The sequence below is a fragment of the uncultured Phycicoccus sp. genome (assembly GCF_947495705.1).
In the GTDB taxonomy this organism is placed as follows: Bacteria; Actinomycetota; Actinomycetes; order Actinomycetales; family Dermatophilaceae; genus Phycicoccus.
Genome location: NZ_CANLZR010000010.1, coordinates 30,237 through 45,490 on the forward strand (window position 1 = coordinate 30,237; position 15,254 = coordinate 45,490).

Consider the following 15,254-nt stretch of genomic DNA (forward strand, 5'->3'; position numbering starts at 1 on the left):
TGACCGAGACGCCGAGCAGACGCTGGAGACCCTTCGTGAGACACCGCACCACGCTCCTTGCCGCAGCGGCTACCGCCGCGGCCCTGGGACTGGCCGCCTGCGGCGAGAGCAGCCTCGAGGCCACCGGCGACCTCGACTCCGGCAAGCTCACGATCTACAGCGCGCAGCACAAGAACCTCACCGAGGCCTGGGGCCAGGCGTTCCAGGACGAGACCGGCATCGAGGTCCAGGTCCGCTACGGCAACGACTCCTCGATGGGCGCCCAGATCGTCGAGGAGGGCGCCAGCTCGCCGGCCGACGTGTTCCTCACCGAGAACTCCCCCGCGATGACGACCGTCGAGCAGGCCGGCCTGCTCGCCCCCGTCGACGCCGCGACCATCGAGCAGGTGGGCCCGCAGTACGTGCCGTCGTCGAAGCACTGGGTGGGCATCGCCGCACGGTCGACGGTCCTGGTCTACAACCCGAGCATGGTCGCGGAGGCCGACCTCCCCGCCTCGCTCATGGACCTCGCCGACGAGAAGTACGCCGGTCAGTGGGGCGCCGCGGCCGGCGGCGCCGACTTCCAGGCCATCGTCTCGGCCATCCTCGCCGAGCAGGGTGAGGAGGCGACCGCGGAGTGGCTCGCGGCGCTGAAGTCCAACGCGAAGGTGTACCAGAACAACATCGCGACGATGAAGGCCGTCAACGCCGGCCAGTCCGCCATGGGCGTCATCTACCACTACTACTGGTACCGCGACCAGGCCCTCGACAAGGTGAGCAGCGGCAACACGGCGCTGCACTACTTCAAGAACGAGGACCCGGGCGCCTTCGTCAGCCTCTCCGGCGCCGGCGTCCTCGAGAGCAGCAAGCGCCCCGAGGACGCCCAGAAGTTCCTCGCCTACCTGACGAGCCCGGCGGGCCAGGAGGTGCTGCGCACCACCGACGTCAAGGAGTACGCGGTCGGCCGCGGCGTCGAGTCCGACCCGGCGCTGCCGCCGCTGGACTCGCTCGAGGCCCCGAAGATCGACCCGTTCACCCTCAACGGGCCGCAGGTCATCGACCTCATGACCGAGGCGGGGCTGCTCTAGGTGACGACGACGCCGACCCGACCGGCACCGGCCCCTGACGGGCCGGCGCCGGCGTCGGCGCACCCACGCCCGGCCGGCGGCCTCGGCGGCGTCTCCCCGTGGCTCGTGGCGACCGCCCTGCTCGTCGCCGCGCTCTGCGTCCTGCCGCTCGTCGTCGTCGTCGCCAAGGCGCTGGAGTCCGGGGCGGCCGACGCCTTCGCGCTCGTCTGGCGGCCGCGCGTCGGCGAGCTGCTGCGCAACACCCTCTCGCTCGTCGCCATCGTCGGCCTGCTCTCGACCCTCATCGGCGTCGGCGCGGCCTGGCTCGTCGAGCGCACCGCGCTCCCCGGCGCCGCGTTCTGGCGGGTCGCGTTCGTCGCCCCGCTCGCCGTGCCGGCGTTCGTCAACAGCTTCGCGTGGTCCGCGCTCATCCCGGGCTTCGAGGGACTGGCGGGCGCCGTCATCGTCACCACCCTGTCGTACTTCCCGTTCGTGTTCCTGCCGGTCGCGGCCCTGCTGCGGACGGTCGACCCGGGGCTCGAGGAGGCCGCGCGGGCGCTCGGGCACGGCCCCTGGCAGACCGCGCTGCGGGTCGGGCTCGCCCAGGTCCGCCCGGCCCTGCTCGGCGGCGTCCTGCTCGTCTCGCTCCACCTCCTCGCCGAGTACGGAGCCCTCGAGATGCTCCGCTTCCCCACCTTCACGACCGCGATCCTCGACCAGTTCGAGGTCGCGTTCGACAGCCGGTCGGGCAGCGTCCTCGCGACCGTCCTCATGGCTCTGGCCGCGACCTTCCTCACCCTCGAGCTGCTCACCCGCGGGCGGACCCGGCACGTGCGCCTCGGCCCCGGTGCCGCCCGCCGCGCGGCCCGCACCCCGCTGGGGCGCGGCACCCCGCTCGCCCTCCTCGCGGTCTCGGCCCTCACCGCGCTGGCGATCGGCGTGCCGGCCTGGAGCATCGGCACCTGGCTCTCGCGGAGCGAGCAGGCCCAGGAGCCGACGAACATCGGCCCCGCCCTGTGGTGGACCCTCGCCCTCGCCCTCGTCGCCGCCCTCGTGACCACCGCCGCCACCCTCCCGGCCGCCTGGCTGGTGACCCGGAGCCGGTCCTGGGTGGCGGTGCTGCTCGAGCGGGTCACCTACCTCGCGGCCTCGCTGCCCGGCGTCGTCGTCGCGCTCGCCCTCATCACGCTGACCATCACCTACGCCCGGCCGCTCTACCAGACCGCGTTCGCCCTGGTCCTCGCCTACGTGATCCTCTTCATCCCCCGCGCGATGATCGCCACCCGCGCGGCGATCGCCACCGTGCCCCCGGAGCTCGGTGACGCCGCCCGCGCCCTCGGCGACGGGCCGCTGCGGACCTTCGCCCGGGTCCAGGCCCCGCTGATGCTGCGCGGCACGCTCGCCGGCTCCGCCCTTGTCTTCATCGCCGTCTCGACCGAGCTCACCGCGACGCTGCTGCTCGCCCCCACCGGAACCCGGACGCTCGCCACGGCGTTCTGGGACGCGAGCGCCTCCCTCGACTACGCGGCCGCCGCCCCCTACGCCGCGGCGCTCGTCGTCCTGTCCGCCCCCCTGACCTACCTGCTGCTGCGCGGCAACCGAGAGGAGCTGTCATGAGGAGCCTGCGGCTGACCGGCGTCAGCGCATCGCACCCGCGGACCCCGGTCCTGCACGACATCGACCTCACCGTCGCGGCCGGCACGACCACCGCGGTGCTCGGGCCGTCCGGCTGCGGCAAGACGACCCTGCTGCGGGTCGTCGCCGGCTTCATGCGGCCCGACGCCGGCGAGGTGCGCCTCGGTGACGACGTCGTCGCGGGCCACGGCACCTGGGTCCCTCCCGAGAAGCGGGGCTTCGGCTACGTCGCCCAGGAGGGCAACCTCTTCCCGCACCTGGACATCAGCGCCAACATCGCCTACGGGCTCCCCCGCCGCGAGCGCCGGGACCGCGCCCGCGCCTGCGAGCTCCTCGAGCTGGTGGGGCTGCCCGCCGACCTCGCCACCAGGCGCCCGGACCAGCTCTCGGGCGGGCAGCAGCAGCGGGTGGCGCTCGCGCGGGCGCTGGCCCGGCGCCCCCGGATCGTCCTCCTCGACGAGCCGTTCTCGGCCCTGGACCCCGAGCTGCGGGTCGCGACCCGCGAGGCGGTGGCGGCCGCGCTGCGCCACGAGCAGGCCACCGTCGTGCTCGTCACCCATGACCAGGCGGAGGCGCTGTCCTTCGCCGACCAGGTCGCGATCATGCACGCCGGCCGGTTCGTCCAGGTCGGGACCCCACTGGAGGTCTACCGCACCCCGGCCGACCGGCGCTCGGCCACCTCCCTCGGCGAGGCGTGCTTCCTGGCCGGCCGGCTGGCCGGTAGCACCGTCACCTGCGCGCTCGGCATCCTCCCGGCCCCGGGTGCACCGGGATCGGGCGACTGCGAGGTCATGCTGCGCCCCGAGCAGCTGCACCTCGGCGCCCCCGAGGGCGGCGGCGTCCTCGCCGAGGTGACCCGGGTCGAGTTCTTCGGCCACGACGCGCTGGCCGAGCTGCGCCTGGCCGACGGGATCGGCACCGTGGTGCGGGCCCGCACCACCGGCGGCACGCCGCCCGTGGTCGGGCAGCGCGTCTCGGTCAGCGTCGAGGGAGCCCCGCACGTGCTGGGCTCCGCCCCGGCGCCGGCCACCGCCGAGCTCGCCCCCCGCTGACCGGACGCGCGAACCGGGCGACGACGAGCACCGCGATCCCCGTCGAGGCGAGGACGCCCCCCGCGGCGACCGTGGCCGCGGGCGCCGCTGTCACTTCTTCGTGGCCTGCGCGCCCGCGCCGTCGGAGGTGAGCGCGGCGATGAAGGCCTCCGGCGGCACCTCGACCGACCCGATGTTCTTCATCCGCTTCTTGCCCGCCTTCTGCTTCTCGAGCAGCTTGCGCTTGCGGGAGATGTCGCCGCCGTAGCACTTGGCGAGTACGTCCTTGCGGATGGCGCGGATGTTCTCGCGGGCGATGACCCGGGCCCCGATGGCCGCCTGGATCGGCACCTCGAACTGCTGGCGCGGGATGAGCTCCTTGAGCTTGCCGGCCATCATGACGCCGTAGCCGTACGCCTTGTCCTTGTGGACGATCGCGGAGAAGGCGTCGACGGTCTCGCCCTGGAGCAGGATGTCGACCTTGACGAGGTCGGCCACCTGGTCGCCGTCGGGTTCGTAGTCGAGCGAGGCGTAGCCGCGGGTGCGCGACTTCAGCTGGTCGAAGAAGTCGAAGACGACCTCGGCGAGCGGCAGCGTGTAGCGCATCTCGACGCGCTCCTCGGACAGGTAGTCCATCCCGAGCAGGGTGCCGCGCTTGCCCTGGCAGAGCTCCATGATCGCGCCGATGAACTCGCTCGGCGCGAGGATCGTCGTGCGCACCTTGGGCTCGCGCACCTCGGCGACCTTGCCGCCGGGGAACTCGCTCGGGTTGGTCACGAGGATCTCGGTGCCGTCGTCCATCGTCACGTCGTAGACGACGTTGGGCTGGGTCGAGATGAGCTCGAGGTCGAACTCGCGTTCGAGGCGCTCGCGGACGATCTCGAGGTGGAGCAGGCCGAGGAAGCCGCAGCGGAAGCCGAACCCGAGGGCCACGGACGTCTCGGGCTCGTAGACGAGCGCGGCGTCGTTGAGCTTGAGCTTGTCGAGCGCGTCGCGCAGGTCGGGGTAGTCGGAGCCGTCGAGCGGGAAGAGCCCGGAGAACACCATCGGCTTGGGGTCGCGGTAGCCGCCGAGCGCGTCGGCGGCGGGCTTGGCCGCGTTGGTCACGGTGTCGCCGACCTTGGACTGGCGCACGTCCTTGACGCCGGTGATGAGGTAGCCCACCTCGCCGACGCCGAGGCCCTTGCCGGGCACCGGCTCCGGGCTGATGACGCCGATCTCGAGCAGCTCGTGGTGCGCCTTCGTCGACATCATGACGATCCGCTCGCGCGGGTTGAGGTTGCCGTCGATGACGCGGACGTAGGTGACGACGCCCCGGTAGGTGTCGTAGACCGAGTCGAAGATCATCGCGCGGGCCGGGGCGTCGGCGTTCCCGGTCGGCGAGGGGACCTGGGCGACGATCGAGTCCAGCAGGGGCTCGACGCCGACGCCGGTCTTGCCGGACACCCGGAAGCAGTCCTCGGGCTCGCAGCCGATGAGACCGGCGAGCTCCTCGGCGTACTTGTCGGGCTGGGCGGCCGGCAGGTCGATCTTGTTGAGCACCGGGATGATGGTGAGGTCGTTCTCCATCGCGAGATATAGGTTCGCCAGCGTCTGCGCCTCGATGCCCTGGGCGGCGTCCACGAGGAGGACCGCGCCCTCGCAGGCGGCCAGGCTGCGCGAGACCTCGTAGGTGAAGTCGACGTGGCCCGGGGTGTCGATCATGTTGAGGACGTGGCTCGCGCCGTCGACCTCCCACGGCATGCGCACGGCCTGGCTCTTGATCGTGATGCCGCGCTCGCGCTCGATGTCCATCCGGTCGAGGTACTGGGCCCGCATCGCCCGGTCGTCGACGACGCCGGTGATCTGGAGCATCCGGTCGGCAAGGGTCGACTTGCCGTGGTCGATGTGGGCGATGATGCAGAAGTTGCGGATCGCCTCCGGCGGCGTCGCGTGCGGCTGCAGCACGGTGCTGGCGCGGGGGGACACGGGTGGGGATTTCCTCGGGGTTCGGGATGGTCAGGGCACTCCCCCCAGTGTCCCACGTCCGGGCCGCGTCCCCGAACCGACGAGGGAGGTCGACCTCGTCTCGCTGTGGCCGCTCATGCACGCCTCTGCCACTCCGACACGACGCTTCGACTGCTCGCGAGCCGATGGGATCGGCTCTGCCGATGGTGAATTGGTTCGAACATTCTGTGGACGGATGCTTGCTTCTCGTACGCGTGTTCGATACGATGGGGCATGGCCAGGGGGACCCTCACGATCGTGGAGCGACGCTCCAGGGTCGAGGCTGCGCGGGAGGCGCTGGCGGGTCTGGGTGAGGTGCTGGGGCAGGCGTCGGGGGCCGAGCTGGGTGAGCTGATGGGGGTCGTCGACGACGTCGCCGCGCAGGCCTGCGCCGCCCGGGTGGCCGTCACGGTGGAGGCCGCCCGGCGGGGTGAGTGCACCGGGGCCGGGGTCCACGGGTGGGTCCGCGAGCACGCGCCGTCGCTGCGGCAGGGCGGTGCCGGGCCCGTCGCGGCCCTGGTCCGCGAGGTCACCGCCGCCGACACCGGCCTGGCCCGGGTCGAGCCCGACCCGGGCTCGCCGGTCGGCCTGGTGTGGGCCGCGGTCACTACCGGGACGGTGGCGGCGGGCACGGCGACGGCGGTGCTGCGCGAGGTCGACCGGCTGGCGCCGCTGCTGCGCCCCGAGGCCGTGCCCACCGTCACCGCCGCCCTGGTCGACCTGGCCACCGAGTGGGGCCCGACCGTGATGCGGCGGCTCCGTCCCCGGCTGCTGGCCGACCACGGCCGGCACGGCGTCCTCGACGACCTGCACCACCGCCTCGAGGGAGCCGCCCGGCTCTCGATGCCGCACGTGGAGTCCGCCGACCTCACCGAGTACCAGCTGTGGATGACCCCCGAGCAGGCCACCGCCCTCGAAGCCGCCATCGGGCCGCTGTCCGCGCCCGCCCCCAACCCCGAGACCGGCGAACGCGACCTGCGCCCCGCCGGGCAACGCCGCGTCGAAGCCCTCACCGAGGTCTGCCGCCGCTCCAGCACCCGCGACGCCGACCAGGCCGGGGCCGACGGGGCGGCCGGGTCACCGGCCGCGGTCCACGTCACCATCACCCTCACCGACCTCGAGCACCGCACCGGCGCCGCCGAGGTCCTCGGCTCCGCCGCCACCGCCACCCTCCTGCCCCCCGAGGCCCTGCGCCGCATCGCCTGCGACGCCGCGCTCGTCCCGCACGTCCTGGGCACCCACGGCGAGCACCTCGACCAAGGCCGCGTCGCCCGCCTCTTCACCCGCGCCCAACGCCGCCGCCTCTGGCTGCGCGACCGCGGCTGCACCTACCCCGGCTGCACCGCCCCCGCCGCCTGGACCCGCGCCCACCACCTCACCCACTGGGCCGACGGCGGACCATCCGACATCACCAACGCCGCCCTGCTCTGCCAACACCACCACACCACCGTCCACCGACGACGCCTGGCCGCCCACACCACCCCCACCCCCGACCCCCACGGCCGACACGTCCACTGGGACCTCACCGACGGCTCCTACGACCGCCACCTCGCCCACCAGCGGAAACGGGCCCCCGGCGACCCGCCACCCCGACCACCGACCCCACTCCACCACGCCCACATCGGCGCCCCCGACCACCACGACGACCTCGAGCTCTGGTGGGCCGAGCTCACCGACGACGACTGGACCCTCCCCGCCGCCTGACGCGAGGCCAAGCTGGCGTCGAGGCAGAAGTCGATGATCGGATCGCGGGCCACCTCAGCTGCGGCCAGCGGCAGTTCCTGGGATGTTGACATCGACCCAGACCAGCCGATGGTCCGAACTGGGGAAGGGGAAGACGCCGGTCAGCCTGAACAGAGGGTCGTCCTGATTTGGCCAGAACACGCCGGCGTCCTGGATGCGCAGGTTCACACGGGGCAGGACGTAGTCCACTCGAAGGTTGCCTGGCGCTGTGTCGCTGAAGTCGGCAGTGTCGAAGCGAGGGTCGCTGCGGTGCGTCAGGTTCGCGCCGCCTTGCAGCGCGCTGGCCTCCGCTGCGCCCTCGCTGTCGGGAGCGACCTTGGTGTTGACCAGCGGGTGTTCGGTCAACTGCTGGATCGCACCCGGGATGCTGTCACCGTCGAGCGGGTCGCTGTTCTGGTCGCCGGCGATGACGAACATGGAGCCAGGCTTCAGGCCGCCGAATCTGCCGGAGTCGTCATAGATGTAGTCGGACGTCGGCCCGGGAGTGATGTAGTCGGCCCACAACCGGATCTCGTCATGGTTGCGCTTTCCGTTGCGATCCTCTGGACCGTCGAAGACCGGCGGCGTGGGATGGCTGACCAGGAAGTGGACCTCCCGGGCGCCGACCTTGATGGGGACGTCCCAGTGGCTCTTGGACGAGAGGCGGAAGACATCCAACTCCTCCTGGGAGTACCAGTCGGCCGGCTCGGGAGTGGAGGGGTCGTCCGGGAGGAGCGCGCCCGGCATGTCTCGCCACAGGAACCTCTGGAAGGTCCGCACGCCGTCGACATCGATCGGGTACCGGCTGAAGACGACCATGCCGAACTGGCCCGGGAAGAAGCCGAACCCGAAGGCGTCGTCCGGTCCGCCGACCACGCCGTTGTTGTTCAGATCGACGCCAGACGGGATGCCGGTGTTCGATGGCGCGACGTAGTAGTAGGGGTAGTCGATGGCCTCGGCGCCCATCTGGCCGACGGACAGGTAGTTGTCCTGGAACAGCTCGGCCGCGTGACCGCCCTCGACGAAGTCGAACTCGTTGATCAGCAGCACATCGGGGCGCGTGCGCTGGATGATCTCCGCCACTGCTCGCGCCTGGGCATTGGTCGTCGTCGACAGATCGCCGACCAGCTGTCCTTCGACGTTGCGGTTGAGTGAGGCGTTGAAGGTCGCGAAGCGAACCGGCTCGGCCCGGGCCTGGGCACTCGCCGGGACGACGACCGCCAGCCCGAGGAGGACCAGGAAGCCGATGGCTGCGATGACGGATCTGGGCACTGGTTCCTCCTCGACTGCGGTCGGGTCCGAGCCCCGAATCGCGACGCCGAGCCTACGCTCAGCGCATCGCCGGCCACCACCCTTGGGCGCTCCTCACTGCGGCGCTGCGCGGTCAGGCACCCGCACGAGACCGTCTGCCTCCCGATGTCAACGGCCGGCGGACGCCCCGCAGGCACAGGTAGGCCACCATCCACAGCTCGCCGATGGTGGTGGGCACGGTCAACAGGTCGAGGGCGAGGCCGGCATCGGGGAGCAGGTAGGTGAAGAGCGCGTTCGCGACGTACCCCACGCCGCCGATCATCAGCAGCCAGCCCAGCAGGCCGGGCATCCAGGCGGACCGCCGCGCGAGCCAGCCCATGGGGATCAGCCAGAGCCCGAAGAAGATGCCGCCGATGAGCCACAGGTGGCCGCTCACGACGTACAGCAGCTGCACGGTGGCGGCCGCCCCACCACTCACCGCCAGCGAGGCATCCTGACTGACGTCGAGCGCGGTGGCGAGCATGGCCGCACTGCCGAGGATCGCCACCGAGTTGACGAGGCCGAATGCGGCGATCGAGCCCGCGGCGAAGGTGTGCACGCTCCTGAAGAGGCGGTAGAACCACACGGCGACGAGCGCCTGAGTGAGCACGATGCCCGTCTCCAACACGATGCCGAGGCGGGCCACGGTCTCGTGCTCGGTCAGGTTGGCCAAGGTCGCGGCCGGGTCGTCAGCGACGAAGAGCTGGCCGCGGACCAGCCCGAAACCGAGCAGCCCCGTGACGACCAGCCCGAGGTAGAGCAGACCGGTGGTGCGTGCTGTGCGGACCGGCTCGGGAGTGATCGCCTCGGCGCGTGAGCCGCTGGCGGTGATGATGGTCATCGGAGTGCCCTCTTCCGTGTCGCGGCCCGGGGTGCATCCTCGGTGAGGCACCGCATCTGCCCATGGTGCTCGGCACGACGATCCGCCGACATCGGGCAAGACCCTGGTCCTACCCTCGGGCACCCCGAGATCCGACCGAGGCATCCAGCACCTCGACGTACCAGTCACGCCCGCGCCCTGTCCGCCGCCGGTGGTGCGAACCCCGTCGGTTCCGGCCTCCCACGGTCGCGACGAGAGGACTGTTCCGTGACACTGCCTCGATGACTGCTGAGTACGCCTCGTCGGACCAGTTCCGTGGCGCCCGCATCCACTCGTGCGACCTCGCCGGTCTGGAGATCCGTGACTCTGACCCTCGACGCCACGCCGACTCTCGATGAGGTGCTGGTGCCGCGGCAGCGTCGGATGGCCTCCATGCGCCGCGTTGTCGACAGGCTCACCGAGGCCGAGCTCGATCGCCGCTGCGGCCGCAAGCCGGCGGAGCCGTATCCGGACCAGGAGTACCTGGTCCGCCGCTGCCTCAAGGTGGTCCTGAAGGAGGAGGTCGAGCACCACCGGTACTGCGTCCGTGACCTCACCGTCCTCGAGCAGGCCGCCGCCGCTCAGTAGGGTCGGCCCATGCAGTGGCAACGAGTCCTCCGACCCCTCGTCCAGACCGCCGTCCGGGAAGTCGTCCGGGCCGCGACCCGCGCCACTCCCCGACCGAAGCACGGCAGGGCACATCGTCGCGGCCGCGCCACCAGCACCGTCCCCCGGGGCGACACCGGCCAGGGGGCCGGCTACCCGGGCGACTTCGTGGGCCCGCTCACCCCGACCTACGCACCCCACCCGGACGGCCAGCCCGACCCCGGCGAGATCGTGTGGACCTGGGTCCCCTACGAGGAGGACCACAGCCAGGGCAAGGACCGGCCGGTGCTGCTCGTCGGCCGCGACGGGCCGTGGCTTCTCGCGCTCCAGCTGTCGAGCCAGGACCACGACCGCGACGAGGACCAGGAGCGGCGGGCCGGCCGACTGTGGGTCGACATCGGCTCCGGTGCGTGGGACTCCCGAGGACGCCCGAGCGAAGCACGGGTCAACCGGATCATCCGGGTCGACCCGGACACGGTCCGCCGCGAGGGGGCCGTCCTGGCGAAGGACCGGTTCGACGAGGTGGCCGCCGCCGTCCGCGCGGCGACCGGCTGACGCCGCCGCCCCCCACACGCACGAGGGCCCGTCACCGCAGTGGTGACGGGCCCTCGTGCGAGGCGGCTCGGCTCAGAGCTGAGCGGCCTTCTTGGCCATCGCGGACTTCTTGTTCGCGGCCTGGTTCTTGTGGATGACGCCCTTGCTCACGGCCTTGTCGAGCTTGGTGCTCGCAGCCTGGAGCGCGGTCTTCGCGTCGTCGGCGTTGCCGGAGGCGACGGCCTCGCGGAAACGACGCATCGCCGTCTTGAACTCGGACCGGACGGCCTTGTTGCGCTCGGTCGCGGTGCGGTTCGTCTTGATGCGCTTGAGCTGGGACTTGATGTTCGCCACTGGTTCGTATGCCTTCGGTCGGGATCGGGTTGCCGTAGAGGGCGGCAGTCGCGGGTCGGGACCGGGCGTGGGGGGCCCGTGGTTGACTCGCGCTGGATGATGCTCGTGCGCGCGCGACCACACGCGCACGCAGTCGCCAAAGGTACCAGCGGGGCGGCCTCCGCACCAAAACGCAGCAGGCTCAGTCGTCCCGGTTGCGGGCGTGCTGCCCGGTGATCGTGAGCAGGGCCCGCTCGACGGCGTACACCGGGTCGCGCCCACCCCCCTTGACCTCGGCGTCGGCGGCGGCGAGCGCCTGGAGCGACGCGCCGAGCCCGTCGGCGGTCCACCCCGACAGCGACCGGCGGGCCCGGTCGACCTGCCACGGCGCCATCCCGACGTCGCGGGCGATGTCGGCCGGGCGCCCCCGCCCGGCCGATCCGACCTTGATGAGCTGCCGCACCTGCTGGGCGAGCACCGCGACGATGGGCACCGGGTCGACACCGACGGCCAGGGCGTGCCGCAGCAGCCGCAGCGCCTCCGCGGTGTCGCCGGCCATCGCGGCGTCGGCGACCCGGAAGCCCGTGGCCTCGACCTTGCCCCCGTGGTAGGTGAGGACGACCTTCTCGTCGATGACCCCCGTCGTGTCGTCGACGAGCTGCTGGCAGGCGGCGGCGAGCTCGCGCACGTCCTTGCCGACCGCCTCGACGAGGGCGTGGACGGCCTCGGGGGTGGCCTTGCGGCGGGCGCGGCGGAACTCGTGGGCGGCGAAGTCGGCCTTGTCCCGGTCGGTCTTGATGGCCGGGGCGTCGACCACCCGGCACCGGGCGCCGCGCAGCGCGTCGAGGACCTTCTTGCCGCGCTGGCCGCTCTTGTGGAGCACGACGAGGGTCAGGTCGGGCTCGGGGGCGTCGCCGATGGCGGCGAGCAGGTCGGCCTGCAGGGTGTCGGGGGCCTCGTCGAGGTCGTGGACGACGATGCACTTGGCCCCGCCGAACAGCGACGGGCTCGCGTGCAGGACGAGCTCGCCGGGCTCGTAGGCGGCCGCGTAGAGCCGGATGACCTCGAGGTCGGGCTCGGTGAGGCGCAGCTGGTCGAGGGTCTCGGCGAGCCCGCGCTCGGCGAGCACCCCCTCGGGCCCGGAGATGAGGACGTACGGCGGCACCCGGTGCGCAACGGCGACGACGTCCTCGGTCATGGCGGTCACTCTGCCACCTCCCCCCGACGGCCGCGGGGGCTGCCTGCCGGCCCGCCCCGCTCGCCTACCATCGACCGGTGCTCATCGACCCGCCCGACGACCTGACCCGGCACCGCCGGGTCGTCGTCTTCGGGGTCACGGGGTCGGGCAAGTCCTCGCTGGCGGTCCGGCTCGCGACGGCCGGAGGCCTGTCGTACGTGGCCGTCGACGACCTCATGTGGCGCCCCGGCTGGGTCCAGCTCGACCGCACCGCCCAGGTCGCGGCGGTCAGCCCGCACGTCTCGGGTCCGGCGTGGGTCATGGACGCCCTGTGGACCGCCACCCGCGACGTCGTCCTCCCGCACACCGACCTGCTCATCGCGCTCGACTACCCGCGGCGGGTCAGCCTCGGTCGCCTGTTGGGCCGCACCGTGCACCGCCTGCGGACCCATGAGGAGATCTGCGGCGGCAACACCGAGTCGTGGCGGCAGACCGTCTCGCGGGACTCGATCGTCGCCTGGCACCTGCGCTCCTTCGAGCGCAAGCGCCGCGAGATCGCGGGCTGGGCGGCCGCCCCCGACGGCCCGCCGGTGCTCCGCTTCACCGACCCCCGTCAGACGGACGTCTGGCTGCGCCGCCTCGAGGCCCGCGCCGCGGCCTGAGCGGTCAGTCGAAGGTCAGGGTCGGGCCGGTGCCGGCCTCGAGCCCCAGCCCGTCGAGCCGGGCCCGGACGATCTCGGCCGGCAGCTCCATCGACTCGGCCAGCTCGTCGAGGCCGAGCCCGAGCTCGACCCCGTCGCGCAGCTCCTCGTCCTCCTGCACCGTCCAGGCATGGCCCTGGGTGACCGCAGTGCGCGCGTTCTCGGGCGGCGGGGGCGGGTGGGCGACCGGCTTGTCGGCGGGGGCCGGCGTCGCCTCGACCATCGACGTCCCGGCGAGGGCGCCGGTGAGCCCGCGCAGCGTCGGCTCGGCGACGGGCAACGGCGGGGGCGCGGTCTCGTCGAGCCGGGCCAGCGCCGCCAGCACCATCGCGCGGTCGGCGGTGGGCCAGAACGGCGGCAGGGACCGCTGGAGGAACCCGGCGTAGCGGGCCGACATCATCCGCGAGTCGAGGAAGGCGACGACCCCGCGGTCGTCCGAGCGCCGGATGAGCCGGCCCGCTCCCTGCGCCAGCCGCAGTGCCGCGTGGGTGGCCGACACCGCCATGAAGCCGTTGCCGCCCATCCGGGCGATGGCCTGGGACCGGGCCGACGCGAGCGGGTCGTCGGGCCGCGGGAACGGGATGCGGTCGATGAGGACGAGCTGGCACGACGAGCCGGGGACGTCGACGCCCTGCCACAGCGACAGCGTCCCGAAGAGGCAGGTGGCGGGGTCCTTGGCGAACTCCCGGACCAGGGTGGAGATCTGGTCCTCGCCCTGGCACAGCACGACGATGTCGGTGTCCTCGAGCCGCTCGCGCATGACCTCCGTCGCCTCGCGGGCGGCCCGCATCGACGAGAACAGCCCGAGCGTCCGCCCGCCCGCGGCGCGCACCAGCGCCTCGATCTCGTCGAGGGTCTGGGGTGCGGTGCCGTCCCGCCCGGGAGGCGGCAGGTGCGTCGCCACGTAGGCGATGCCCTGCTTCGGGTAGTCGAACGGGCTGCCGACGTCGAGCCCGCGCCAGGCCGGCGCGCCCTCGCCCCGCAGCCCGATCGTCCCGGCGACGGCGTCGAAGGAGCCGCCGAGCTCGAGGGTGGCGGAGGTGATGACGACCGTCCGCTCCTCGAAGACCTTGTCGCGCACGAGCATGGCGACGCTCATCGGCGCGACCCGCAGCACCGGGCCGCGGCGCGGGTCCTTGGACAGCCACGTGACGTCGAGGTCGCGCTCCTCGAGCATCCGGGCAGCGACGTCGAACAGGTCGTCCACCGCGGCGCGCGCCACCTGGCGTCCCGCGTCCGGCTCCTCGCCCTGCTGCGGCTTCAGCTCGGTCTGGGCAGCACGGGCGACGTCGCGGATGCGGCCCAGTGCGGTGGCGAGCGCGTCGGGCACCCCGGTGAGGCGACCCTCGGGCATCGGTTCGAGGACGGACTCGAGGAGCGTCGCGGCGTCGTCCAGGGCCTCGGCGGCGTCCGCCTTCCGCCCGGCCCGCTTCGACGCGGCACGCACCGACCCCGCCGACACCTCGTCGGTGATCGTCGAGGTGACCCGGTCGACCAGCTCGTGGCCCTCGTCGATGACGAGGACGTCGTGCTCGGGCAGCATCTGGCGGCCCTCGAAGGCGTCGATCGCCATGAAGGAGTGGTTGGTGACGACGACGTCGACGTCACGGGCGGCCTCGCGGGACCGCTCGACGAAGCACTCGGCGACCATCGGGCAGCGCGAGCCGAGGCACTCCTCGGCGCTGACCGACACCTGCCGCCAGGCGCGCTCGGTGACTCCAGGCACGAGCTCGTCGCGGTCCCCGGACTCGGTGACCCCGGCCCATTCGCGCAGCCGGACCACCTCCTGCCCGAGGCGGGACGCCGCCCGGTCGACGTCGCCGACCGACATCAGCGTGTCGGCGTCGTCGTCGGGGAAGCCGCCCTCCAGCTTGTGCCGGCACACGTAGTTGCGGCGACCCTTGACCAGGGCGTAGGTGGGGCTCCGGCCCAGCACCGGCGCGAGCGCCTCGGCCAGACGGGGCATGTCGCGGTCGACGATCTGGGCCTGGAGCGCCAGGGTGGCCGTGGCGACGACGGCGGTGCGGCCGGTGTCCATCGCGTGCTGCACGGCCGGGACGAGGTACGCGAGGGACTTGCCGGTCCCGGTGCCGGCTTGGACGAGCAGGTGCTCGCCGCTCTCGACGGCGTCGGCCACGGCATGCGCCATCTCGACCTGGCCCGGGCGCTCGGTGCCGCCCACCCCGACGACGGCGGCGTGGAGCAGGTCGTCGAGGGAGGGCACCAGGGCAGCCTAGGCGGTGCCGGTGGGACCCCGCCGCTCCCGTCCCCAGGGCCGGGAACCCGGCACAGGCGTTGCGTATCGTGCGCTCGGTTGCGCGGCACGCACCCGAT

Annotated in this window: 13 protein-coding genes; 7 read left to right on the forward strand and 6 right to left on the reverse strand. The window is 72.8% G+C overall.

What is annotated here, in order from left to right; genetic code table 11:
* The first annotated feature begins 35 nt into the window (after window positions 1-35).
* Genes Q0963_RS13560 through Q0963_RS13570 form a run of 3 tightly spaced genes read left to right on the forward strand, consistent with a single transcriptional unit; the run spans window position 36 to window position 3,733 of the window.
* Window positions 36-1,067 carry an iron ABC transporter substrate-binding protein gene (locus Q0963_RS13560; protein WP_299446852.1) on the forward strand — a complete coding sequence of 344 codons (1,032 nt, stop codon included), beginning with the start codon at window positions 36-38 and terminating at the stop codon, window positions 1,065-1,067.
* A complete protein-coding gene (locus tag Q0963_RS13565; RefSeq protein ID WP_299446855.1) occupies window positions 1,068-2,663 on the forward strand; it encodes an iron ABC transporter permease in 1,596 nt (531 codons plus the stop codon). It abuts the gene before it with no gap.
* Window positions 2,660-3,733, forward strand: a complete 1,074-nt coding sequence (locus Q0963_RS13570; protein ID WP_299446858.1) for an ABC transporter ATP-binding protein — start codon at window positions 2,660-2,662, stop codon at window positions 3,731-3,733. The genes Q0963_RS13565 and Q0963_RS13570 overlap by 4 nt, the downstream gene beginning before the upstream one ends.
* 90 nt (window positions 3,734-3,823) lie before the next feature.
* Here Q0963_RS13570 and lepA read toward each other — a convergent pair whose 3' ends face one another.
* Window positions 3,824-5,680, reverse strand: coding sequence for a translation elongation factor 4 (lepA, locus tag Q0963_RS13575; protein ID WP_299446861.1), 1,857 nt, complete (start codon window positions 5,678-5,680; stop codon window positions 3,824-3,826).
* 252 nt (window positions 5,681-5,932) lie between these two features.
* Here lepA and Q0963_RS13580 point away from each other — a divergent pair, with 252 nt between their 5' ends.
* A complete protein-coding gene (locus tag Q0963_RS13580; RefSeq protein WP_299446865.1) occupies window positions 5,933-7,402 on the forward strand; it encodes an HNH endonuclease signature motif containing protein in 1,470 nt (489 codons plus the stop codon).
* A 54-nt stretch (window positions 7,403-7,456) separates the two neighbouring features.
* On the opposite strand, the gene Q0963_RS13585 is transcribed toward Q0963_RS13580, so the two are convergent.
* The gene (locus tag Q0963_RS13585; protein WP_299447190.1) at window positions 7,457-8,644 is read right to left on the reverse strand and encodes an endonuclease/exonuclease/phosphatase family protein; all 1,188 of its coding nucleotides are present in this window, start codon (window positions 8,642-8,644) and stop codon (window positions 7,457-7,459) included.
* A 160-nt stretch (window positions 8,645-8,804) separates the two neighbouring features.
* A complete protein-coding gene (locus tag Q0963_RS13590) occupies window positions 8,805-9,551 on the reverse strand; it encodes a DUF4386 domain-containing protein (protein WP_299446868.1) in 747 nt (248 codons plus the stop codon).
* Between the two features lie 411 nt (window positions 9,552-9,962).
* On the opposite strand from Q0963_RS13590, the gene Q0963_RS13595 reads away from it, so the two are divergent.
* Complete coding sequence (locus tag Q0963_RS13595; RefSeq protein WP_299446871.1) at window positions 9,963-10,157, forward strand: hypothetical protein; 195 nt, start codon at window positions 9,963-9,965, stop codon at window positions 10,155-10,157.
* Window positions 10,158-10,166: 9 nt separating this feature from the next.
* A complete protein-coding gene (locus Q0963_RS13600) occupies window positions 10,167-10,730 on the forward strand; it encodes a type II toxin-antitoxin system PemK/MazF family toxin (protein ID WP_299446874.1) in 564 nt (187 codons plus the stop codon).
* A 72-nt stretch (window positions 10,731-10,802) separates the two neighbouring features.
* Here Q0963_RS13600 and rpsT read toward each other — a convergent pair whose 3' ends face one another.
* The gene (rpsT, locus tag Q0963_RS13605) at window positions 10,803-11,063 is read right to left on the reverse strand and encodes a 30S ribosomal protein S20 (protein ID WP_299446877.1); all 261 of its coding nucleotides are present in this window, start codon (window positions 11,061-11,063) and stop codon (window positions 10,803-10,805) included.
* A 181-nt stretch (window positions 11,064-11,244) separates the two neighbouring features.
* Window positions 11,245-12,240, reverse strand: coding sequence for a DNA polymerase III subunit delta (gene holA / locus Q0963_RS13610; RefSeq protein ID WP_299446880.1), 996 nt, complete (start codon window positions 12,238-12,240; stop codon window positions 11,245-11,247).
* A 77-nt stretch (window positions 12,241-12,317) separates the two neighbouring features.
* On the opposite strand from holA, the gene Q0963_RS13615 reads away from it, so the two are divergent.
* Complete coding sequence (locus Q0963_RS13615; RefSeq protein ID WP_299446883.1) at window positions 12,318-12,881, forward strand: adenylate kinase; 564 nt, start codon at window positions 12,318-12,320, stop codon at window positions 12,879-12,881.
* Window positions 12,882-12,885: 4 nt separating this feature from the next.
* Here Q0963_RS13615 and Q0963_RS13620 read toward each other — a convergent pair whose 3' ends face one another.
* Window positions 12,886-15,144 (reverse strand): ATP-dependent DNA helicase, encoded by a 2,259-nt coding sequence (locus Q0963_RS13620; RefSeq protein WP_299446886.1) that lies wholly within the window; start codon window positions 15,142-15,144, stop codon window positions 12,886-12,888.
* Window positions 15,145-15,254 lie beyond the last annotated feature (110 nt).

Excerpts from the sequence above, each read along its gene's own strand:
- Q0963_RS13600 (WP_299446874.1), top strand. The coding sequence starts at position 10,167 with ATGCAGTGGCAACGAGTCCTCCGACCCCTCGTCCAGACCGCCGTCCGG.
- holA (WP_299446880.1), bottom strand. The coding sequence starts at position 12,240 with ATGACCGAGGACGTCGTCGCCGTTGCGCACCGGGTGCCGCCGTACGTC.
- Q0963_RS13590 (WP_299446868.1), bottom strand. The coding sequence starts at position 9,551 with ATGACCATCATCACCGCCAGCGGCTCACGCGCCGAGGCGATCACTCCC.
- Q0963_RS13595 (WP_299446871.1), top strand. The coding sequence starts at position 9,963 with ATGCGCCGCGTTGTCGACAGGCTCACCGAGGCCGAGCTCGATCGCCGC.
- Q0963_RS13570 (WP_299446858.1), top strand. The coding sequence starts at position 2,660 with ATGAGGAGCCTGCGGCTGACCGGCGTCAGCGCATCGCACCCGCGGACC.
- Q0963_RS13580 (WP_299446865.1), top strand. The coding sequence starts at position 5,933 with ATGGCCAGGGGGACCCTCACGATCGTGGAGCGACGCTCCAGGGTCGAG.